Source organism: Pseudarthrobacter sp. AL07 (genome assembly GCF_029960665.1).
Taxonomy (GTDB): domain Bacteria; phylum Actinomycetota; class Actinomycetes; order Actinomycetales; family Micrococcaceae; genus Arthrobacter.
Genome location: NZ_JASBRB010000019.1, coordinates 39,941 through 55,253, shown reverse-complemented (window position 1 = coordinate 55,253; position 15,313 = coordinate 39,941). Strand labels below are relative to the sequence as shown.

The 15,313-nt window shown below is 64.6% G+C and carries 19 protein-coding genes and 3 pseudogenes; 15 read left to right on the top strand and 7 right to left on the bottom strand.

All coding sequences use genetic code 11. The features are described from left to right. Window positions 1–181: 181 nt before the first annotated feature. Entirely contained in the window at window positions 182–1,114 is a 933-nt protein-coding gene (locus QK290_RS13905; protein ID WP_282331235.1) for a glutaminase, read from the bottom strand. Next, window positions 1,111–2,709, bottom strand: a complete 1,599-nt coding sequence (locus tag QK290_RS13900; RefSeq protein ID WP_282331234.1) for a helix-turn-helix domain-containing protein — start codon at window positions 2,707–2,709, stop codon at window positions 1,111–1,113. Before QK290_RS13900 ends, QK290_RS13905 begins: the two co-directional genes overlap by 4 nt. A gap of 390 nt (window positions 2,710–3,099) precedes the next feature. Here QK290_RS13900 and QK290_RS13895 point away from each other — a divergent pair, with 390 nt between their 5' ends. Together QK290_RS13895 and QK290_RS13890 are read left to right on the top strand one after the other, a co-directional pair. Then, window positions 3,100–3,597, top strand: coding sequence for a thioredoxin domain-containing protein (locus QK290_RS13895; protein WP_282331233.1), 498 nt, complete (start codon window positions 3,100–3,102; stop codon window positions 3,595–3,597). A gap of 15 nt (window positions 3,598–3,612) precedes the next feature. Next, entirely contained in the window at window positions 3,613–4,425 is an 813-nt protein-coding gene (locus QK290_RS13890; protein WP_282331232.1) for a cytochrome c biogenesis CcdA family protein, read from the top strand. 21 nt (window positions 4,426–4,446) lie between these two features. Here the strand turns inward: QK290_RS13890 and QK290_RS13885 are convergent, their stop codons facing one another. After that, window positions 4,447–4,635: a hypothetical protein gene (locus QK290_RS13885; RefSeq protein WP_282331231.1), complete on the bottom strand. Its 189-nt coding sequence runs from the start codon at window positions 4,633–4,635 to the stop codon at window positions 4,447–4,449. Window positions 4,636–4,973: 338 nt separating this feature from the next. Between QK290_RS13885 and QK290_RS13880 the strand changes: the two genes are divergently transcribed. The 6 genes from QK290_RS13880 (at window position 4,974) to QK290_RS13860 (ending at window position 7,868) form a co-directional block, all read left to right on the top strand. Next, the gene (locus tag QK290_RS13880) at window positions 4,974–5,447 is read left to right on the top strand and encodes an ATP-binding protein (protein ID WP_282331230.1); all 474 of its coding nucleotides are present in this window, start codon (window positions 4,974–4,976) and stop codon (window positions 5,445–5,447) included. 170 nt (window positions 5,448–5,617) lie between these two features. After that, on the top strand, window positions 5,618–5,752 hold the full coding sequence (locus QK290_RS13875; RefSeq protein ID WP_258524227.1) for a hypothetical protein: 135 nt from the start codon (window positions 5,618–5,620) through the stop codon (window positions 5,750–5,752). Window positions 5,753–6,292: 540 nt separating this feature from the next. Then, on the top strand, window positions 6,293–6,631 hold the full coding sequence (locus QK290_RS13870; RefSeq protein WP_282331229.1) for a hypothetical protein: 339 nt from the start codon (window positions 6,293–6,295) through the stop codon (window positions 6,629–6,631). 65 nt (window positions 6,632–6,696) lie between these two features. Next, the gene (locus tag QK290_RS13865; protein WP_348994471.1) at window positions 6,697–6,999 is read left to right on the top strand and encodes a LysE family transporter; all 303 of its coding nucleotides are present in this window, start codon (window positions 6,697–6,699) and stop codon (window positions 6,997–6,999) included. After that, window positions 6,957–7,142: a LysE family transporter gene (locus QK290_RS18675; protein ID WP_348994470.1), complete on the top strand. Its 186-nt coding sequence runs from the start codon at window positions 6,957–6,959 to the stop codon at window positions 7,140–7,142. The genes QK290_RS13865 and QK290_RS18675 overlap by 43 nt, the downstream gene beginning before the upstream one ends. A gap of 129 nt (window positions 7,143–7,271) precedes the next feature. Beyond that, window positions 7,272–7,868: a thymidylate kinase gene (locus QK290_RS13860; protein WP_282331228.1), complete on the top strand. Its 597-nt coding sequence runs from the start codon at window positions 7,272–7,274 to the stop codon at window positions 7,866–7,868. 21 nt (window positions 7,869–7,889) lie between these two features. Here the strand turns inward: QK290_RS13860 and QK290_RS13855 are convergent, their stop codons facing one another. After that, window positions 7,890–8,288, bottom strand: coding sequence for a cupin domain-containing protein (locus QK290_RS13855; RefSeq protein WP_282331227.1), 399 nt, complete (start codon window positions 8,286–8,288; stop codon window positions 7,890–7,892). Window positions 8,289–8,605: 317 nt separating this feature from the next. Between QK290_RS13855 and bcp the strand changes: the two genes are divergently transcribed. Together bcp and QK290_RS13845 are read left to right on the top strand one after the other, a co-directional pair. Then, on the top strand, window positions 8,606–9,085 hold the full coding sequence (bcp, locus tag QK290_RS13850) for a thioredoxin-dependent thiol peroxidase (RefSeq protein WP_282331226.1): 480 nt from the start codon (window positions 8,606–8,608) through the stop codon (window positions 9,083–9,085). A gap of 40 nt (window positions 9,086–9,125) precedes the next feature. After that, window positions 9,126–9,209: pseudogene (locus QK290_RS13845) on the top strand (GNAT family N-acetyltransferase); the annotation flags it as partial. A gap of 271 nt (window positions 9,210–9,480) precedes the next feature. On the opposite strand, the gene QK290_RS13840 reads toward QK290_RS13845, so the two are convergent. Continuing rightward, window positions 9,481–9,771, bottom strand: coding sequence for a hypothetical protein (locus QK290_RS13840; protein ID WP_282331225.1), 291 nt, complete (start codon window positions 9,769–9,771; stop codon window positions 9,481–9,483). Window positions 9,772–9,994: 223 nt separating this feature from the next. Here QK290_RS13840 and QK290_RS13835 point away from each other — a divergent pair. The 5 genes and pseudogenes from QK290_RS13835 to purM form a co-directional block, all read left to right on the top strand. Then, window positions 9,995–10,360: pseudogene (locus QK290_RS13835) on the top strand (response regulator); the annotation flags it as partial. Beyond that, window positions 10,360–10,539 (top strand): annotated as a pseudogene (locus QK290_RS13830) (hypothetical protein); the annotation flags it as partial. The pseudogenes QK290_RS13835 and QK290_RS13830, both read left to right, overlap by 1 nt. Before the next feature lie 18 nt (window positions 10,540–10,557). Then, window positions 10,558–10,866, top strand: coding sequence for a hypothetical protein (locus tag QK290_RS13825; protein WP_282331224.1), 309 nt, complete (start codon window positions 10,558–10,560; stop codon window positions 10,864–10,866). Window positions 10,867–10,968: 102 nt separating this feature from the next. Then, window positions 10,969–12,657 carry an amidophosphoribosyltransferase gene (gene purF / locus QK290_RS13820; RefSeq protein ID WP_282331223.1) on the top strand — a complete coding sequence of 563 codons (1,689 nt, stop codon included), beginning with the start codon at window positions 10,969–10,971 and terminating at the stop codon, window positions 12,655–12,657. Next, window positions 12,654–13,814: a phosphoribosylformylglycinamidine cyclo-ligase gene (gene purM, locus QK290_RS13815; protein ID WP_282331222.1), complete on the top strand. Its 1,161-nt coding sequence runs from the start codon at window positions 12,654–12,656 to the stop codon at window positions 13,812–13,814. Before purF ends, purM begins: the two co-directional genes overlap by 4 nt. On the opposite strand, the gene QK290_RS13810 is transcribed toward purM, so the two are convergent. Next, entirely contained in the window at window positions 13,811–14,590 is a 780-nt protein-coding gene (locus QK290_RS13810) for a VOC family protein (RefSeq protein ID WP_282331221.1), read from the bottom strand. The genes purM and QK290_RS13810 overlap by 4 nt on opposite strands. Window positions 14,591–14,825: 235 nt before the next feature. Beyond that, on the bottom strand, window positions 14,826–15,059 hold the full coding sequence (locus QK290_RS13805) for a DUF3073 domain-containing protein (RefSeq protein ID WP_185263854.1): 234 nt from the start codon (window positions 15,057–15,059) through the stop codon (window positions 14,826–14,828). Window positions 15,060–15,313 lie beyond the last annotated feature (254 nt).

Here is a 15,313-nt window from a genome sequence, read left to right as displayed (position 1 = left end):
GGTTCTTGTGATAACCCTTGTCCTCCGCGTGCAGGGCATTTTCGGTGGCGTGCGCGTGGCCGCCGTCGGCCTGTTGCAGTACAACCTCGTCATTGGGGTTGATGGGCATGGTTGATCCTTTCGATACGGAGAAGATCCTGCTGGGTTGGGAAGAAGTTTGTAGGGGCGTGCACCCGGGGGTTTAAAAAACGGACCAGCCGGTGCGGTCGGAAAGGTCGGCAAGAGCGGCGGTGCCGGCCAGGGAGTTTCCTTTGGCGTCCAGCCGCGGGCTCCAGACGCAAATGGCGCATTCACCTGGAACGATGACCAGGATCCCGCCGCCCACACCGCTTTTTCCGGGGAGGCCCACGCGGTAGGCGAATTCTCCCGCGGCGTCGTACATGCCGCATGTCAGCATGATGGAGCCGATGCGTTTCGCATCACTGGCGGACACCACTGATCCGCGCGCTCCCCGGCCGTCCCGGGCGAGGAAGAGTCCGGCTTTGGCGAGTTCCACGCAGGTCATCATGATGGAACATTGGCGGACGTAGTTTTCCACCACTGATTCCGCGGCCTGCCTCAGGTTGCCGAAGCCCTTCAGGAAGTGCGCCAACGCCAGGTTGCGGCTGCTGCTGGATAACTCGCTGGCTGCGGCGGCCTCATCGATGTAGGGCCCTGGGCTGCCCGCCTGGGCGGTGAGGAACCGCAACACCTGGGTGGCGGCGTCGGACGTTTCTTCCATCAGGTGATCGGTGACCACCAGGGCGCCGGCGTTGATGAAAGGGTTCCGCGGGATGCCGTGCTCCAGTTCCAGCTGGACCAGGGAGTTAAACGAGGTGCCGGATGGTTCGCGCAGCACGCGGGACCACAGTGTTCCTGAGCTGTCGCCTCGAAGCGCCATTGCCAGTGTGAAGACCTTGGAGATGCTCTGGATGGAAAAAGGGACGTCGGCATCGCCGGAACGGAACACCCTTCCGGAAGTGGTGGCGACGGCGATCCCGAACCGGTCGAAGGGCACCGCTGCCAGGAGGGGGATGTTGGCCGGGACAGAACCGGTTTCCCGCTGTGGCCTGTGACTGCGGACGATCTCGTCCAGTATCCGGTCCAACGGCGGTGCTTTGAGTGCTGTGGTCATTTCCTGCCCAGTTGTTCTTTAGGTGTGCCGGCCCATTCCTGGACATGGAGAAGGGCCACCAGCGAGTCCCGCGGGTTGCCGAAGTTCAAGCCGGTCGCCCGGGATGCCTTGCTGATCCGGTAATAGACGGTGTTCTTGTGCAGCCCCATCCTGCTGGCGCATTCGGCGACATCGAGCGAGGCTTCGAAGTACGCGCGCAGGGTTTCCGCGAGTTCGGCATCCTGCCGCAGCAGCGCGGAAAGACTGCGGTGGCGGAACGTGGAGGACGTGAAATTCTGAACCGCCTCGCGGAAGAGAATCTCTCCTTCAAAGTCGTCCACCGCGGCAACGCCCCTGTCCGGAGACGTGCCCACACACTTCAACAGGGCCTCGGTGATCCGGGTGGTTGAGTGCAGGGACAGCAGGTCCGGGGCTACCGGTCCGACGGCTGCGAACGGGCTGATGCCGAGGTGCTTACCGGCGTCCCGGACGATGGACTCGGCCAGGCTCCGCAGCCCGGGCTCCGCGGCGGTTGACTGCAGGCCAGGAACAATGACGGCCGTGTCACCCTTGAACTGGCCCACGACGGCGGACGCTTTGTAGGCGGCCGCGTGGATGGACGCCAGATTGGCGAGTTCGCCGTGCTTGAGTGCTGCGTCGTCGGCTTGGGCTTCGGAGTCGGGCATTCCTATCAGGATCAGTGCAGCCGGGCGCCCAGCGGAGATCTTCTCGCTGTAAGCACTGGCAGCGGCTTCCGCCGACCCTGACAGGATCCGCACAATGCGGTCCTCGCGCATGTGCACAGACTGTTGGTTTCGGTGGCGGATGAGCTCTGCGGAGGCCCGAGCAACAGATCCTTTCAGCACATAGTCAACGTCGGGGCCGAATCCGTCCCCGGTTTCCTGCAGCCAGATGTAGCCCATGATCCGGTCCCCGGCGAACAGTGTGACGGCCACCCGTTCCCGCAGCCCGTCCTGGGGCCGGGCCGGTACCCGCACCGGCAGCCGGGTCCTATGCAGTTCACGGTAGGCGCCCAGGTCCTTCAGCAGCAGCTCGTATTTACGCGGACCTCGCCGGGCCAGGATGGAGGCCTTGCGCAGCTCGTCGATGTCGTTCGAAACGGTGGAGTATGCCAGGACCTTGTTGGCGGCGTCTTCGATGACCACGTGGCTGGAGGTGAGCCGGGCGGTGGTCTGGGCGATGGCAAACAAGTCCTCTTCCAGCAGCGTCAGCACTTCGCGCTGGTAGCTGCGCGGCTGGATGCGGTCCTTGGCAATGGACAGCAGCCGGTCCCAGTCAGCCCCCGGATCCACCAGGAGCAGGCCTGTGCCGGCATCGCGGAGCAGTTCCTGGGCTTCGGTGAGCTCTTCAAGCCTTCCCTTGACGGCGATCACTGGCGGAGGGTTTTTAAGGAGACGCCGCAACGCGGGCAAAGCCGAGCGGCCGCGGACGCCGATCAGCAGGACAAAGGCCGCGCCGCCGTCGGACGTTTCATCATCCGCATCCACTATCAGGAACCGTTCGATCGCAGAGCTGCCGGCGGCAGGCCGGAGGATGAGGCTGGCGAAACCCAGAGGGAGGTCCGAGAGAATTTCGTCCACCGTAACCGCTGCCATGGGCTTCCTTCTGGGTCGATCTGGCCGGACGGCTCTGTCCGGTCACTTCATGCTATCGAGGCGCGCTCGCCCAAAATATGGAAGCGAACCCAAATGAAGTGGCAGCTTTTCGTTTGGCGGACCAAGTTTTTACGGCGCGTGGCCCTGTATGGGCGCCGGCGCGGTAGGTCAGTGCGAGATTGCGGGTGGCGGTGCTGTGCCACGCAGTCGGCTGTCCGGGCGCCTTTTTGGGTGTTCGTGTCCAGCGCGTTGCCCTGGATGATCTGTTGCCAGCTGCTGACTCCTGACCGTCCGCCGTTGTGTGTGCTGGGACACAGAAGCCTGGCCAGGGCCTTGTTACGCTGGGGCAGAAGTCGGCGGAATCTTCCGCTGTCGCTGAAAGGTGAACCTGTGAAAAAGCCGCTTCTGTCCATTGCGTTGGCGGGTGTCCTGGTTGCCCTGGGAGCCTCGTCCTGCGCCGCACCAGGCAGCACCACTACCGGCCCGTCCGCCGCCGGCGAAACCACCGCAGCGCAGGCTACGTCCCAGGCCAGCGCACCGTCCGCAGCGGCGCCGGCAGCGGCAAGTGCCGGCCAGGCGGGCAGCTTCACCACCTACACCCCCGAGGCTGTATCTTCGGCGTCGGAGTCGGAAAAGGTCATCCTGTTCTTCCACGCCACCTGGTGCTCCACCTGCAAACTGCTCGCCTCCGACATCGAGGCAAATGCAGCCAGCATCCCCGCCGGCGTCAAAATCCTTAAAGTGGACTACGACTCCGAGACCGCGCTCAAACAAAATTACGGCGTGACCCTCCAACACACCCTCGTGCAGGTGAAGCCGGACGGCTCGCAGATCGCCAAGTGGAGCCTGAGCCGGGATCTGAATGCCCTCGTCAAGGAGATCCGCTAGCGCCGGCGGTACGTCATGGAACTCCTGCCGCTCGCGTTCCTCGCCGGCATCCTCACCGTCCTCTCCCCCTGTGTCCTGCCGCTGCTGCCGGTGGTCCTCGCCGGTTCCGCTGCCGAGTCGAACCGCCGGGCGCCCTACATCATCATCGCCAGCCTGGCCGTCTCAGTGGTGCTCTTCACCCTGCTGATCAAGGCCACCACCGTACTGCTGGGGGTGCCCAGTGACGCGTGGCTGATTATCTCCGGGGCCCTGGTGGCGTTCATCGGAGCATCGCTCGCCTTCCCCCGGGCCTGGGACTGGATCTCGGAACGGCTCAAACTGCAGGAAGCGTCCGGCCGGCTGTCCGCGGGCACGGCTTCGCGCAGCGGGACCTCCCGCAGCGTCCTTCTCGGGTTCTCCCTCGGCCCTGCTTTTACCAGCTGCAGCCCCACCTACGGGCTGATCCTCGCCGTCGTCCTCCCAGCCAACTTCACCGTCGGCCTCAGCAACCTCGCCGCCTACACGCTGGGCCTGGCGGCTGTCCTGCTGTTCGTGGCCCTTGGCGGACGCAAAGTGACCAAACGCCTGGGATGGGTCACAAACCCCCAGGGCACGTTTCGCCGCAGCCTCGGCGTCTTCCTGATCCTGGTGGGGCTGCTGATCGCCTCCGGGCAGGTCCGCGCCGTCGAAACCTGGCTGATCGAGAATGGGTTCCTGGGCACCGTGTCACTGGAACAGAGCTTCCTCGACTCGTCACCGGACCACCAGGACAAGCTGGGCAGCCGGAACCGGCAGGGCGTGGCCGGTGGCCCGGATGCCGCGGTGGTCTATGACCTGCGGACGGGGTAGCGTCGCGGGTTAAACCCGCTGCTATGGCACCAGCTGCCCGGTTGCCAGGCGTTCTTTTTGTTGAGGGCTGCCGTCCAGGTACGCCTTCGCATGGACCACCTGCAGGGACAGGTCGATCACCAGCTCGTACATGGTGGCGGTCGCGAGCATGTATTTCCATCCGCCCAGCCGGACCGTGACCACACGTTCGATCACGAAGACACCGGCCACGGCCAGCCAGAACGGCTGAATGTTCCGGCACCCGTGCCCAGTGCAAACGCCACCGTGCCGAAGTAGGCCAGCGTTACCAGAACGCCCACCAAAGGCCAGGATCTGCGGCCATTGCCCGGCGGCAGCGACCCGTCCAGCCTGGCCCACCAGGGCGTCGGACGTGCCGCTCCTCTTTTCCCAGGTTCTACCCAGGACCATCCGCCGCCTTGGAGCAAAACGACGACGATCTGTCGGGAAAATTTTGATCCAATCTTGAGTCAACCCTTCGCAACCCATGCATTTGGCGGTCCACGCTGGAGCTAGCAACACAAGAGGACAGCGGGGAAGCAGGAAGATTCATGGGGAACGAATCAGCTCTGGGCGAGGTCGACGCGGTGGGAGGAGTGATTACTGATCACCACCCACTCGACTTCCAAACCTTGGGGCTGGCCGGTTGCATTGACCGTTTGACCGGGCCTCTCCGCCAGCAAGGAACGACAGTTCGCTGGGATACTCCGCACTGGGGCATCGAGATCCCGGCGGACTGCGCGCTCCTCCTCTACCAATCGGCGCGCGAAGCGCTGAGCAACGCCTTAAAGTACTCCGACGCTGCCGAGCTCACCGTCCAGCTGGCGGCTGTCGGCCACGGCATCCGTCTGGTGGTGTCCGACGACGGCACGGGCTTTGACTGCGCACTCGCGTTAAGCGGCAAGAACCACGGCTACGGGCTGCGGCTGATGTCGGTGGCCGTGCACGAGGCCGGCGGCACCGTTGACGTCCGTTCGACGCCGGGGCAGGGCACCACCGTAACGATAACCCTGCCCCTGGACTGACGCCCCTACCGCGCCGTAGAGCCTTAAAGGATGAAGCGGGCACAAATCGTCCCCAGTCCAGCACAGAACAGGTGCTGCGGCCAGAGCTCTGGAATGGTTATTGACACCCCGCTTTGAGAGGCGCTGAATGATGATTGAGGCACATTCCACACACCACGGGAGCGGTTGACATGAAGGAAAAGCCAGTAGTGGCCCAGCGCATCCACAGCGAGGCTCCGGCCGAAGGGGACGAGACTGCGGATCCCACGGACATCCGCATGCACTCGCAGGAGCCCGCCGAGGGCGCCGACACCGACGAAGACTAGCCGCACTCCCCCTCTGGCCCACGCGCCCGCCACCACCCGCCGTCGTACGCGGCATCAGCAGGCGCGGCATCAGCGTGTTCCCGAACCGCGCCACCGTGGTGGGTACATCGAAAGCGGGGCTGGTGATGGTGTCTTCGATCTCGCCGGAGGACAGATCCCCGGAGAGCCTGATGCGGACGATCTGGTTCAGGAGGTTCTGCACCGCCCAGACTGTGTGGCCGCGGACCAGGATGCCGTCAACATTCGGTATATCCACGCCGTCGATCCTCGCGCTTTCACCCGTGTCCGGGTCCACGGTGTAGAGGGAATTGTTGTTCGAATGGGCCACAATCAGGACCCGGTCGCCATTGTGATCCGCACGGGCCAACCTGCGGCAGGCCCGCACGATTGTAATGCCAGTTTATGCACCCCGAGAACCAGCCCGCCAGAGTCAAAAGCCCCTCCTTGCGCGGTCACACTCCGCCCTCCGGAGCCCCCGGACCGGCAAGCTGCCGCGGTCTCTGCTTACAATCGAAACCTCAATCAACTACTGAGGGACCCATGAAGAAACTCGCCACCGCCCTGATCGCTGCCGGCCTCGTGCTTTCCGCTTCTGCGTGCACAACGCCCACCAAACTTTCCACCCCCGAAACCTGCGACCGCGTCAAGGCTGTCCTGGCGAACCCCGCAAACAACGTGGGCAAGACCGGTCTGGTGCGTCTCGCCAACCAGATCCGGCCCATCGAAGTTGTGGCATCGGATGACCTCAAGCCTGCGCTCGGATCCATCATCGAGTTCACGGACGAGTCCGCCAAGGAAGCCCCGGACGAGGCCAAGCTCGGCGAGCTGGAGGCCAAATACCAGGAAGCCGGCGCCGCCTTCACGAAGCACTGCAGCTAAGACGCCTCCTGAGTTAACGTTCGACGGCGGCCGGTTGGCCGCCGTCGTCGGCTGATCCTTGGCTCGTGGATCTCTATCAGTCACTGCTCTCGTTCGGCCTTGTGGCCGGACTCCTGACACTGGTTCCGGGCATCGACACGGCACTGGGCATCTCCACCGGACTGATGGTGTGGGGAATCGGGGCAGCTGCGGGCGTCTCGGCGCTGTTGGCAGCATCTGAACTGGCCTACCGGGTGCTCACCATCGCCGGTGCCGCCTACATGGTCTGGCTTGGCGCTTCCCTACCATTCCCCAGTTCATCCCGCCGGGGACGCCCCCGCTGCTGGTGGGAATCTTGCTGGCCGGCGTCCACTGCGTCCTGGGCCTGACGTGGCTTACCTTCCTGATTTTCGGGCTTGGCTTCGCCTCCAAATGGCTGAAAAGCGCCCCTAGCCTCCGGATCTTAGACCGCATCACCGGCACCGTAGTGATCGGCTTCGGGTTGCGGCTCGCCCTCGAACCACGGCACTGATCCCCATCCCCCTGGTGTGGCTGCCGGCCCTTGCACGTGCCGCCCGGTCGCCAGTTTGATGTGACCTCGCCCTCATGATGGGACGTTCAAGCGGCCCTTTCCGTTAAACCATTGGCGAAAGGAGGCCATGTGCTCATTGTCTTAACCGGAATCGACGGCTCGGGAAAATCGACGGCCGCCCGCGTCTTGGTCGATGCGGCGCAAGCTGACGGCAAAAACGCCCTGCTGCTCAGCAACCACGCCGGCAGGCGGAGCATGTCCGTGCTGGCTGAACGGCTGGGCATCCGCTGGCCGCGGCGCCTTGCCGACGCCGTGGAGACCACCCTTCGCGTGGCCAACGTACTCATATCCCATGCCCGGGCCAGCCGTTTTGACGGACTGGTGGTGATGGACCGGCACCTGCACTGCCAGCTCGCGCTGCGAACAGCCAAAGGCCTACCGCGCGGCCGCCTGCTCCCCTGGCTGATTTCGTCCCTGCCGGAGCCTGACGCCGTGGTGCACCTGGACGTTGGGCCTGCGCTGGCACACAAGCGCATTGTGGCGCGCGGCACCGACTCGGAGACGCTGGCTGACCTGGCGGATCTGCGCGATGCCTACCGTGCCATGCCGGAATACCCGGGCTTCGTCCAGCTCGACGCAGACAGCACGCCGGAAGGGGTTGTGGCCGGGCTCAAGCGGATCGTGCACCACGGAATCGTGCGTACGGAAACTGCCGTGGCCGTATAGCCCCGGCAGACCAGCTCCGGCTCAAATCAGCGCGTGCAGTCCCCTGCTCCGCGGCCGGCCGAAGGACGCCGTACCCAGGAATTCAATGGCAACGAACGGCTCGGAGCCAACCACCCACTCATCATGCCCGGGAGGCAACGCATAGGTGTCATGGGCGCGGATGGTGGACCTCACGCCGTCGGACGTTTGAATCTCCAGACTGCCGGAGACACAGTAGCCGAGGTGATTGTGCTCGCAGAAGTCCGTCAGTTCCATAGGCTTGGCGGACTCGGACCAGCGCCAGCCGGGAGCGAGGATAAGGCGGGCCACGGAGTAGTCATCGACCGTGACGAGATCGAACTCGGCCTTATCCGGACACCGCTTTTTGTCCGGAATATCAAAGGATTTAACGGCCAGAGCTCTGATGAAATTTGCGGTCATGGGGACACAGCCTAGGGATCATTTGCGGCGGGCGCTTAGGGCTGGGACCAAGCGGTTGTGCGTGGATGCCGGCTAGCGGCTACGTAGTGCGGATCACGTACTGCGGAGACCAGAAGTGCGTACCTCTAACCGTATCCATACGGCGCCTCAAGTCAATGGACCGCCGGACATTCGCAGAACGGGTAACTGACCCCTGCACAGGTCCCTGCCCCGGACCAGCCGGAATACTTCAAATGACGCCGGAGTTGTTGTTCAAAGTGGAAAGCCGATTCACTGGTTTCCTGTCTTTTGCCATCAGAGTCTCCCAAAGGAACGCCATGAGCCCCAAACTGACCATCAAACTTCAGCCAGGTACCCAGGCCCCCGATTTCACGCTGCAGGACGCCGAGGGCACCGAAACCTCTCTGGCCACGTACCGCGGCAAGAACGTCATCGTGTACTTGTACCCGGAGGCGGCAACCCCCGGCTGCACCACCGAGGCCTGCGATTTCCGCGACAGCCTCTCATCCCTGCAGTCCTCCGGTTATGAAGTCCTGGGCATCTCCCCCGACGCCCCGGAGAAGCTCGCCAACTTCACCGGCGACTTCAACCTGACCTTCCCGCGGCTCTCCGACGAGGACCACGCAGTTGCCCTGGCCTACGGCGCGTGGGGCGAGAAGCTGGTCGACGGCGAGATCGTCGAAGGCCTCGTCCGCTCCACCGTGGTGGTGGACCCCGACGGCAACGTGTCGCTGGCCCAGTACCAGGTCAAGGCGCAGGGCCACGTGGCAGCCCTCCGGGAGTCCCTGGGGGTCTAGTCTGGCAGGGCACAGGTAGCCCACCAACCGGGAATCAGGCATGGCGATCGAAGTCCGTCCGGGAACGCTGTTCGAGGATGTCAAAACGCTGGTTGGCCCTGAGCGGCCCGATGCCAACGTCTGCTGCTCTTTGAGAAGGCCGGATACGTCAAGGCCGCCGGTACTGACGCCGGACCAGCTGGCGCAGCCTGCGCTGAGTCAGGGTTTCTTCCTCCAGTTACTTGGCCAGTCGTTGTCTATGAACCACAAGGCCAGCAGCATCGCGTCCATGGTCATAAGCCCAGCCAAGAGGTAAGCCCACCCTGTGTACCAATGCACGGCAATCTCCTGACCTGGTATCCCCCAGCCACTCGATTGTCATCAAGTGTGGCACGGAAAGGGTCAGCAGGGAACGGCTACTTTGTGAGTGCTGCCAGACGGCCGTGAAGTTCGGTTTCGCGGTTAAGGAGTCGGGTCAGCTGTTCCACCTTTTCCGAAAGCTCAATGCCAACCGCCAGCCGGTCCCCGGGCCAGCTCGAGGCCTCCCAGGACTCACCCAGGGCCTGGGCCAGCGAGCGGGACAGTGAGCGGAGTCGCCAGAAATGGCTCAGGTAATGAACTGTGCTGCGCGGGCGGCGGCCCTGCTTCAAGAGCCGCCATGAGCGTGCCAGCTTGCCCGGCAGCCTGACGGATTCCGTTGCTTCCATAACTCCTGCACCGTCCTCCGGCAATCCGCGTTTTCCTTCGTCGTTTGTCCTTCGAGTGTGTCCACGGAGCCTCAAGGACCCATCAAGGGCAGGCAAGTTTTCCGGCAAGACCGGGCCACGCCATGGCCGACAGCCCCGGATTGCCCGGGGCCTGACCGACTTCCGGCCCCCTTGTCATATCTATGACATGCTTCACCGGCCCCACTACTGTAGAAGTAGAGTCATGCCGTCCATGCCCGAACCGCGCCGTGCCGTCGTGATTGAGGACGATCCGGACATCCGGGGCCTACTTGTGCGGATCCTCGTCAAGGAGGGTTTCGAGGCCACCCAGGCCGAGGCCGGGTTGCCCGGAGTGGAGGAAGTCCGCCGCGCCAATCCTGATCTGATCACGCTGGACCTGAACCTGCCGGACATGGACGGGCTGGAAGTCTGCAAGCTCTTGCGTGAATTCTCCGATGCGTTCATCGTGATGCTCACCGCCCGCGCCGACGAACTGGACAAGCTCACGGGCCTGGACAACGGCGCCGATGACTACATCAGCAAACCGTTCAGCCCGCGCGAACTCCAGTCCAGGATCAACGCCCTGTTCCCCTGTTCTACTGGCCCATCCAGCAAGGCAAGGACGGATGGAACGCCGCCTACTTCTGCGGCTCCAACACCATCCTCCGGCGCGAGGAAGCCCAGGAACAGATGGCGGCCGGCGAGGCCATGAGTGGGATCACGTACCGGGTCCGCCGCGGCGTGGACGCGGCCGTGCAGACAGCAATGATGGGTAGGCTTGAGTGCATGGCTTCTGAAGAAACCCCCGCTGAACGCCGCGAGGTCACCGTCCGCCGGGCACCGAAATATGTGCCGTTCCTCATCCTCGGCGCCCTGGTGGGCGCAGCGGCGGCCGCCGCCGTCGCGTACGGGCTCCCCGGCGACGAATCCTTTGAGCGCGGCTCAGTGTTCGGCTTCTTCCTGATCATGTTCGGCGCCATCGGCGCGGTGTTGGGAGCCGTGGCTGCCCTGCTGCTGGACCGGCGGAGCATCAAGCGCCAGAAACGCGCCATCGTCGAAGCTGTCCCGGATTCAGAGCCCGACGACGGCGCGTAGCCCTGGGCATCACACAGTCAGCAGTTCTGCCGCCCGGCCCGCGGTCCGGTCACAATGGCCGCGGCGGAAAAGTCTTACCTCATCTCATGAGATAATCGACCAGTGGCACGCGGCGATGGAAAACTTTCTCATGATCTTCTCCCTGGCGAAAAGGGACCTCAGGACGCTTGTGGCGTTTTCGGGGTCTGGGCGCCAGGTGAAGAAGTAGCAAAACTCACCTATTACGGGCTGTATGCATTGCAGCACCGCGGTCAGGAGTCGGCTGGTATAGCTACCAGTGACGGCAAGCGGATCAACGTCTATAAGGACATGGGGCTCGTTTCCCAGGTCTTCGACGAGACCACGCTGAACACCCTGACCGGGCACCTGGCGGTGGGACACTGCCGCTACTCCACCACCGGAGCCAGCCATTGGGCCAACGCCCAGCCCACCCTCGGCGCCACCAGCACCGGCACGGTTGCCCTGGCGCACAACGGCAACCTGACCAACACGGCCGAGCTCAACGCCATGATCCTGGAACGCAACGGCGGCCAGCTCAGCGGCGAAATGAAGCAGGGCAACACCTCGGACACCGCCCTGGTCACAGCACTCCTCGAAGGCGAACCGGGCAAGACCCTCGAACAGACGGCCATGGAGCTGCTGCCGAAGATCAAGGGCGGCTTCTGCTTCGTGTTTATGGACGAAGGCACCCTCTACGCGGCACGCGACACCTACGGCATCCGCCCGCTGGTCCTGGGCCGGCTGGAGCGCGGCTGGGTGGTTGCCTCCGAGCAGTCCGCCCTGGCCACCGTGGGCGCCAGCTTCATCCGTGAAATCGAGCCGGGCGAATTCATCGCCATCGACGAGGACGGTGTGCGTTCCAAGCGCTTCGCGGAGGCGACGCCGGCTGGTTGCGTTTTCGAATACGTCTACCTCGCCCGTCCGGACGCCGCCATCGCGGGACGCTCCGTGTACGAGTCCCGTGTTGAGATGGGCCGCCAGCTGGCCCGTGAAAACACCCAGGACGCGGACATCGTCATCCCGGTTCCCGAGTCCGGAACCCCGGCCGCCGTGGGCTACGCCGAGGAATCCGGCATCCCCTTCGCGCACGGCTTCGTCAAGAACTCCTACGTAGGCCGCACGTTCATCCAGCCCTCGCAGACCCTGCGCCAGCTGGGCATCCGGCTCAAGCTGAATGCCCTCGAGTCCGTGATCCACGGCAAGCGTGTGGTGGTGGTGGATGACTCGATCGTCCGCGGCAACACCCAGCGTGCCATCGTCCGGATGCTCCGCGAGGCCGGCGCCGCGTCCGTCCACATCAAGATTTCCTCCCCGCCGGTCAAATGGCCGTGCTTCTACGGCATCGACTTCGCCTCCCGGGCGGAACTGATTGCCAACGGCGCCACCATCGAGGAAATCTCCCAGGCCATCGGCGCCGATTCCCTCGCGTACATCTCCGAAGACGGCATGATCAACGCCACCAGGCAGCCGCGCGAGCGCCTCTGCACCGCCTGCTTCACCGGCACGTACCCCATCGAGCTCCCGGGCGCGGACAAACTGGGCAAGAACCTGCTGGAGCGCACCGACCTCGGCGGCCTCACGCCGTCGCCCTCTGCCCTCCCCGGTGCAACGGCCGCGCTGACGGTCTCCTCGATCGACGACGAGGAGGCCCCGGCGGAGAAGGCCGGCGCCACCGGCTGCGATCCGGGACCGGACGCCGAGTTCGAGAACCTGCTCACCGAAGAAGACCACGTGCCCGCGATCCACCACGTAGCCACCACCCCCGGCGCTGACAAGAAAGAGTCCGTATGACTTCCGCAACCCCCGCCGCCGGCAACAGCCCGCTGAGCCCTGCAGGCATCACCTACGCCTCCGCCGGTGTTGACGTTGAAGCCGGCGACCGCGCCGTGGAACTGATGAAGGGTGCCGTGAAGGCCACCCATAATTCCTCCGTCATCGGCGGTGTGGGCGGCTTCGCCGGCCTGTACGACGTCTCGCGCCTGCTGACTTACAAGCGCCCGCTGCTGGCCACGTCCACCGACGGCGTGGGCACCAAAGTTGCCATCGCCCAGGCCATGGACATCCACGACACCATCGGCTTTGACCTGGTGGGCATGGTGGTTGACGACATCGTTGTGGTGGGCGCCGAGCCGCTCTTTATGACCGACTACATCGCCTGCGGCAAGGTTGTCCCGGAGCGCATCGCGGACATTGTCCGTGGCATCGCCGCGGCCTGCTCCGTAGCCGGTACCGCCCTGGTGGGCGGCGAAACAGCCGAGCACCCCGGCCTGCTGGGCGAGCACGAATACGATGTTGCCGGGGCCGCCACCGGCGTTGTTGAGGCTTCCGATCTGTTGGGCCCGGACCGCGTCCGCGCCGGCGATGTTGTGATCGGCATGGCCTCCTCCGGCCTGCACTCCAACGGCTACTCCCTGGTCCGCCGCGTCATCAACCACGCCGGCTGGGCACTGGACCGCCAGGTCTCCGAGCTTGGCCGCACGCTGGGCGAGGAACTGCTGGAACCCACCCGCGTCTACGCTGCAGACTGCCTGGACCTGGCCCGCGCCTTCCCGGTGAACAGCGCCAACGCTGTGCACGGCTTCAGCCACGTCACCGGCGGTGGCCTGGCCGCCAACCTGGCCCGCGTCCTGCCGCAGGGCCTCGTGGCAACCGTGGACCGCGCCACCTGGGAGCTGCCAGCCATCTTCAAGCTGGTCTCCGAGCTGGGCAACGTGCCGCTGGCCGACCTGGAGCGCACCCTGAACCTCGGCGTGGGCATGGTGGCCATCGTGTCCGCCGAAGCTGCCGACGCCGCCGTGTCCCGCCTCAACGACCGCGGCGTACCGTCCTGGATCATGGGCACCGTCACCGCGGACTCGGATTCCATCCTCAAGACCGGCCCGGACTACGTCCAGGGCGCCAAGGGAGTAGACGGCGGCGCCGTCCGGTTGGTCAACGCGTACGCCTAAACCTCGAGCAGGCTGAACACCCCGCCCTGCGGGTCCTTGAGGGTGGCCGTGGCGCCGGGCGTATCGTCGTCATCCGGCTCCGGTGCGATCAGGACTTCCGCCCCCGCCGCCACGGCCTTCCGCACGGCATCGGCCACGTCGGTGACGCCGAAGTAGATTTGCCACCTGGCAGGCGCCTCGGCCGCGACGATCCCGGCCACCTCCGCACCGTTTACCATCAGCGTGCTGTACGTGCCGCCGTCGTCCTGGGGATACTCGGTCACCTCGTGGCCGAATAGCTGCTGGAAGAACCCGACGGCGGCCCGCGGTTCCGGCGTCAGCAGTTCCGTCCAGGACAGCGCACCGGCCTCGTTGTACCGGCCGGAGCCTGCGTGCTTCCCGGGCTGCCACACGCCGGTGGTCCCGCCGCCGGGAGGATCCACAAACACCATCACGCCGGTGTCCGCTACTTCCTCAGGGCCGAACTGCACTGTACCCCCCGCGTGCGGGACTTCTTCAGCCAGCGCACCTGCATCCTCGGCCGCGAAGTAGATGTTCCATTGGGCATGCTTACCGAGTGATTCCTGGTGCGGGTTCTGTGGCGCCACCACGGCCACGAGGTCCTCACCCACAAACGCCTGGGCATAGTTGCGGCCATCGGGCGTGGGCAGGTCCTTGAAGGTCCACCCGAACACCGCGGCGTAGAAGGCCTTGGCTGCTTCCACGTCCCGGGTCTGGACATCAGCCCAGCACGGTTCACCGTGGCGGTAGCTGGGGGATGAGGAGTTTCCTGGCATGGGAGGTCCTTTCGCGGGCGGCACAGCGCATCAACGACTTCAGTCAACACCAAAAAGCCCGCCGCCGGCACCGGGTTCCGGCGCAGGCAACGGGCCTGATAACTGAGGCCAGCACCGCGGGTCCGCTGGGATCCGGGTGCTGAAAAGAAGTGCTGTACTCACGAACAAATGCGGCGTCCGAATGTACTGCAGTGTCGCGGGCCGAGCGCCTTGCGGCGGGACCGGCGTGCGGCAGCTAGCCGATCCGACGGGTGTCTACCTCGTCGTCGTCTTCTTCCAAATCATCCGCGTACTTATCCACATAAGCCGAATAGTCCGGTTCAACCGGGTCATTCGCGAAATGGCTCGTGGCACGACCATCAGGACCTTTGAGCTCACGCTGAAGGGCCGAATAGTCAGTGTTCGGGGAGTAGTACTTAATATCCCGAGCCTGCTTGGTAGCTTTTGCCTTTTGACGGCCGCGCCCCATGGCGTGACCCCCTTTTGTACTCGGACCGGAGGTGGTCACCTTGGCTATCGGTGAGGCCCCGGAATGTTTGGTCAATTTGTCGTAACACCTAGATTACATGCTTTCCGCGCCCGGTGCTGCCTTCCCCGTGCGGGTGGGCGACATGTCGGGTACCCTTACGGCCGCGGTGCGCAGCGTTCCCGGCTTTTTTGTTGGATAGAGTCACTTCATCAGATGCCGATCCGGTTCACGGTGCGTGCGGCATCCCGAGGCGA

What these genes read in the sequence shown, in the direction of transcription:
- QK290_RS13870 (WP_282331229.1), top strand. Translation starts at nt 6,293, where the DNA reads ATGAAGAAACTCGCCACCGCCCTGATCGCTGCCGGCCTCGTGCTTTCC.
- QK290_RS13880 (WP_282331230.1), top strand. Translation starts at nt 4,974, where the DNA reads ATGGGGAACGAATCAGCTCTGGGCGAGGTCGACGCGGTGGGAGGAGTG.
- QK290_RS13840 (WP_282331225.1), bottom strand. Translation starts at nt 9,771, where the DNA reads ATGGAAGCAACGGAATCCGTCAGGCTGCCGGGCAAGCTGGCACGCTCA.
- QK290_RS13905 (WP_282331235.1), bottom strand. Translation starts at nt 1,114, where the DNA reads ATGACCACAGCACTCAAAGCACCGCCGTTGGACCGGATACTGGACGAG.
- QK290_RS13810 (WP_282331221.1), bottom strand. Translation starts at nt 14,590, where the DNA reads ATGCCAGGAAACTCCTCATCCCCCAGCTACCGCCACGGTGAACCGTGC.
- QK290_RS13855 (WP_282331227.1), bottom strand. Translation starts at nt 8,288, where the DNA reads ATGACCGCAAATTTCATCAGAGCTCTGGCCGTTAAATCCTTTGATATT.
- purM (WP_282331222.1), top strand. Translation starts at nt 12,654, where the DNA reads ATGACTTCCGCAACCCCCGCCGCCGGCAACAGCCCGCTGAGCCCTGCA.
- QK290_RS13805 (WP_185263854.1), bottom strand. Translation starts at nt 15,059, where the DNA reads ATGGGGCGCGGCCGTCAAAAGGCAAAAGCTACCAAGCAGGCTCGGGAT.
- QK290_RS13875 (WP_258524227.1), top strand. Translation starts at nt 5,618, where the DNA reads ATGAAGGAAAAGCCAGTAGTGGCCCAGCGCATCCACAGCGAGGCTCCG.
- QK290_RS13890 (WP_282331232.1), top strand. Translation starts at nt 3,613, where the DNA reads ATGGAACTCCTGCCGCTCGCGTTCCTCGCCGGCATCCTCACCGTCCTC.
- QK290_RS13900 (WP_282331234.1), bottom strand. Translation starts at nt 2,709, where the DNA reads ATGGCAGCGGTTACGGTGGACGAAATTCTCTCGGACCTCCCTCTGGGT.
- QK290_RS13825 (WP_282331224.1), top strand. Translation starts at nt 10,558, where the DNA reads ATGGCTTCTGAAGAAACCCCCGCTGAACGCCGCGAGGTCACCGTCCGC.
- bcp (WP_282331226.1), top strand. Translation starts at nt 8,606, where the DNA reads ATGAGCCCCAAACTGACCATCAAACTTCAGCCAGGTACCCAGGCCCCC.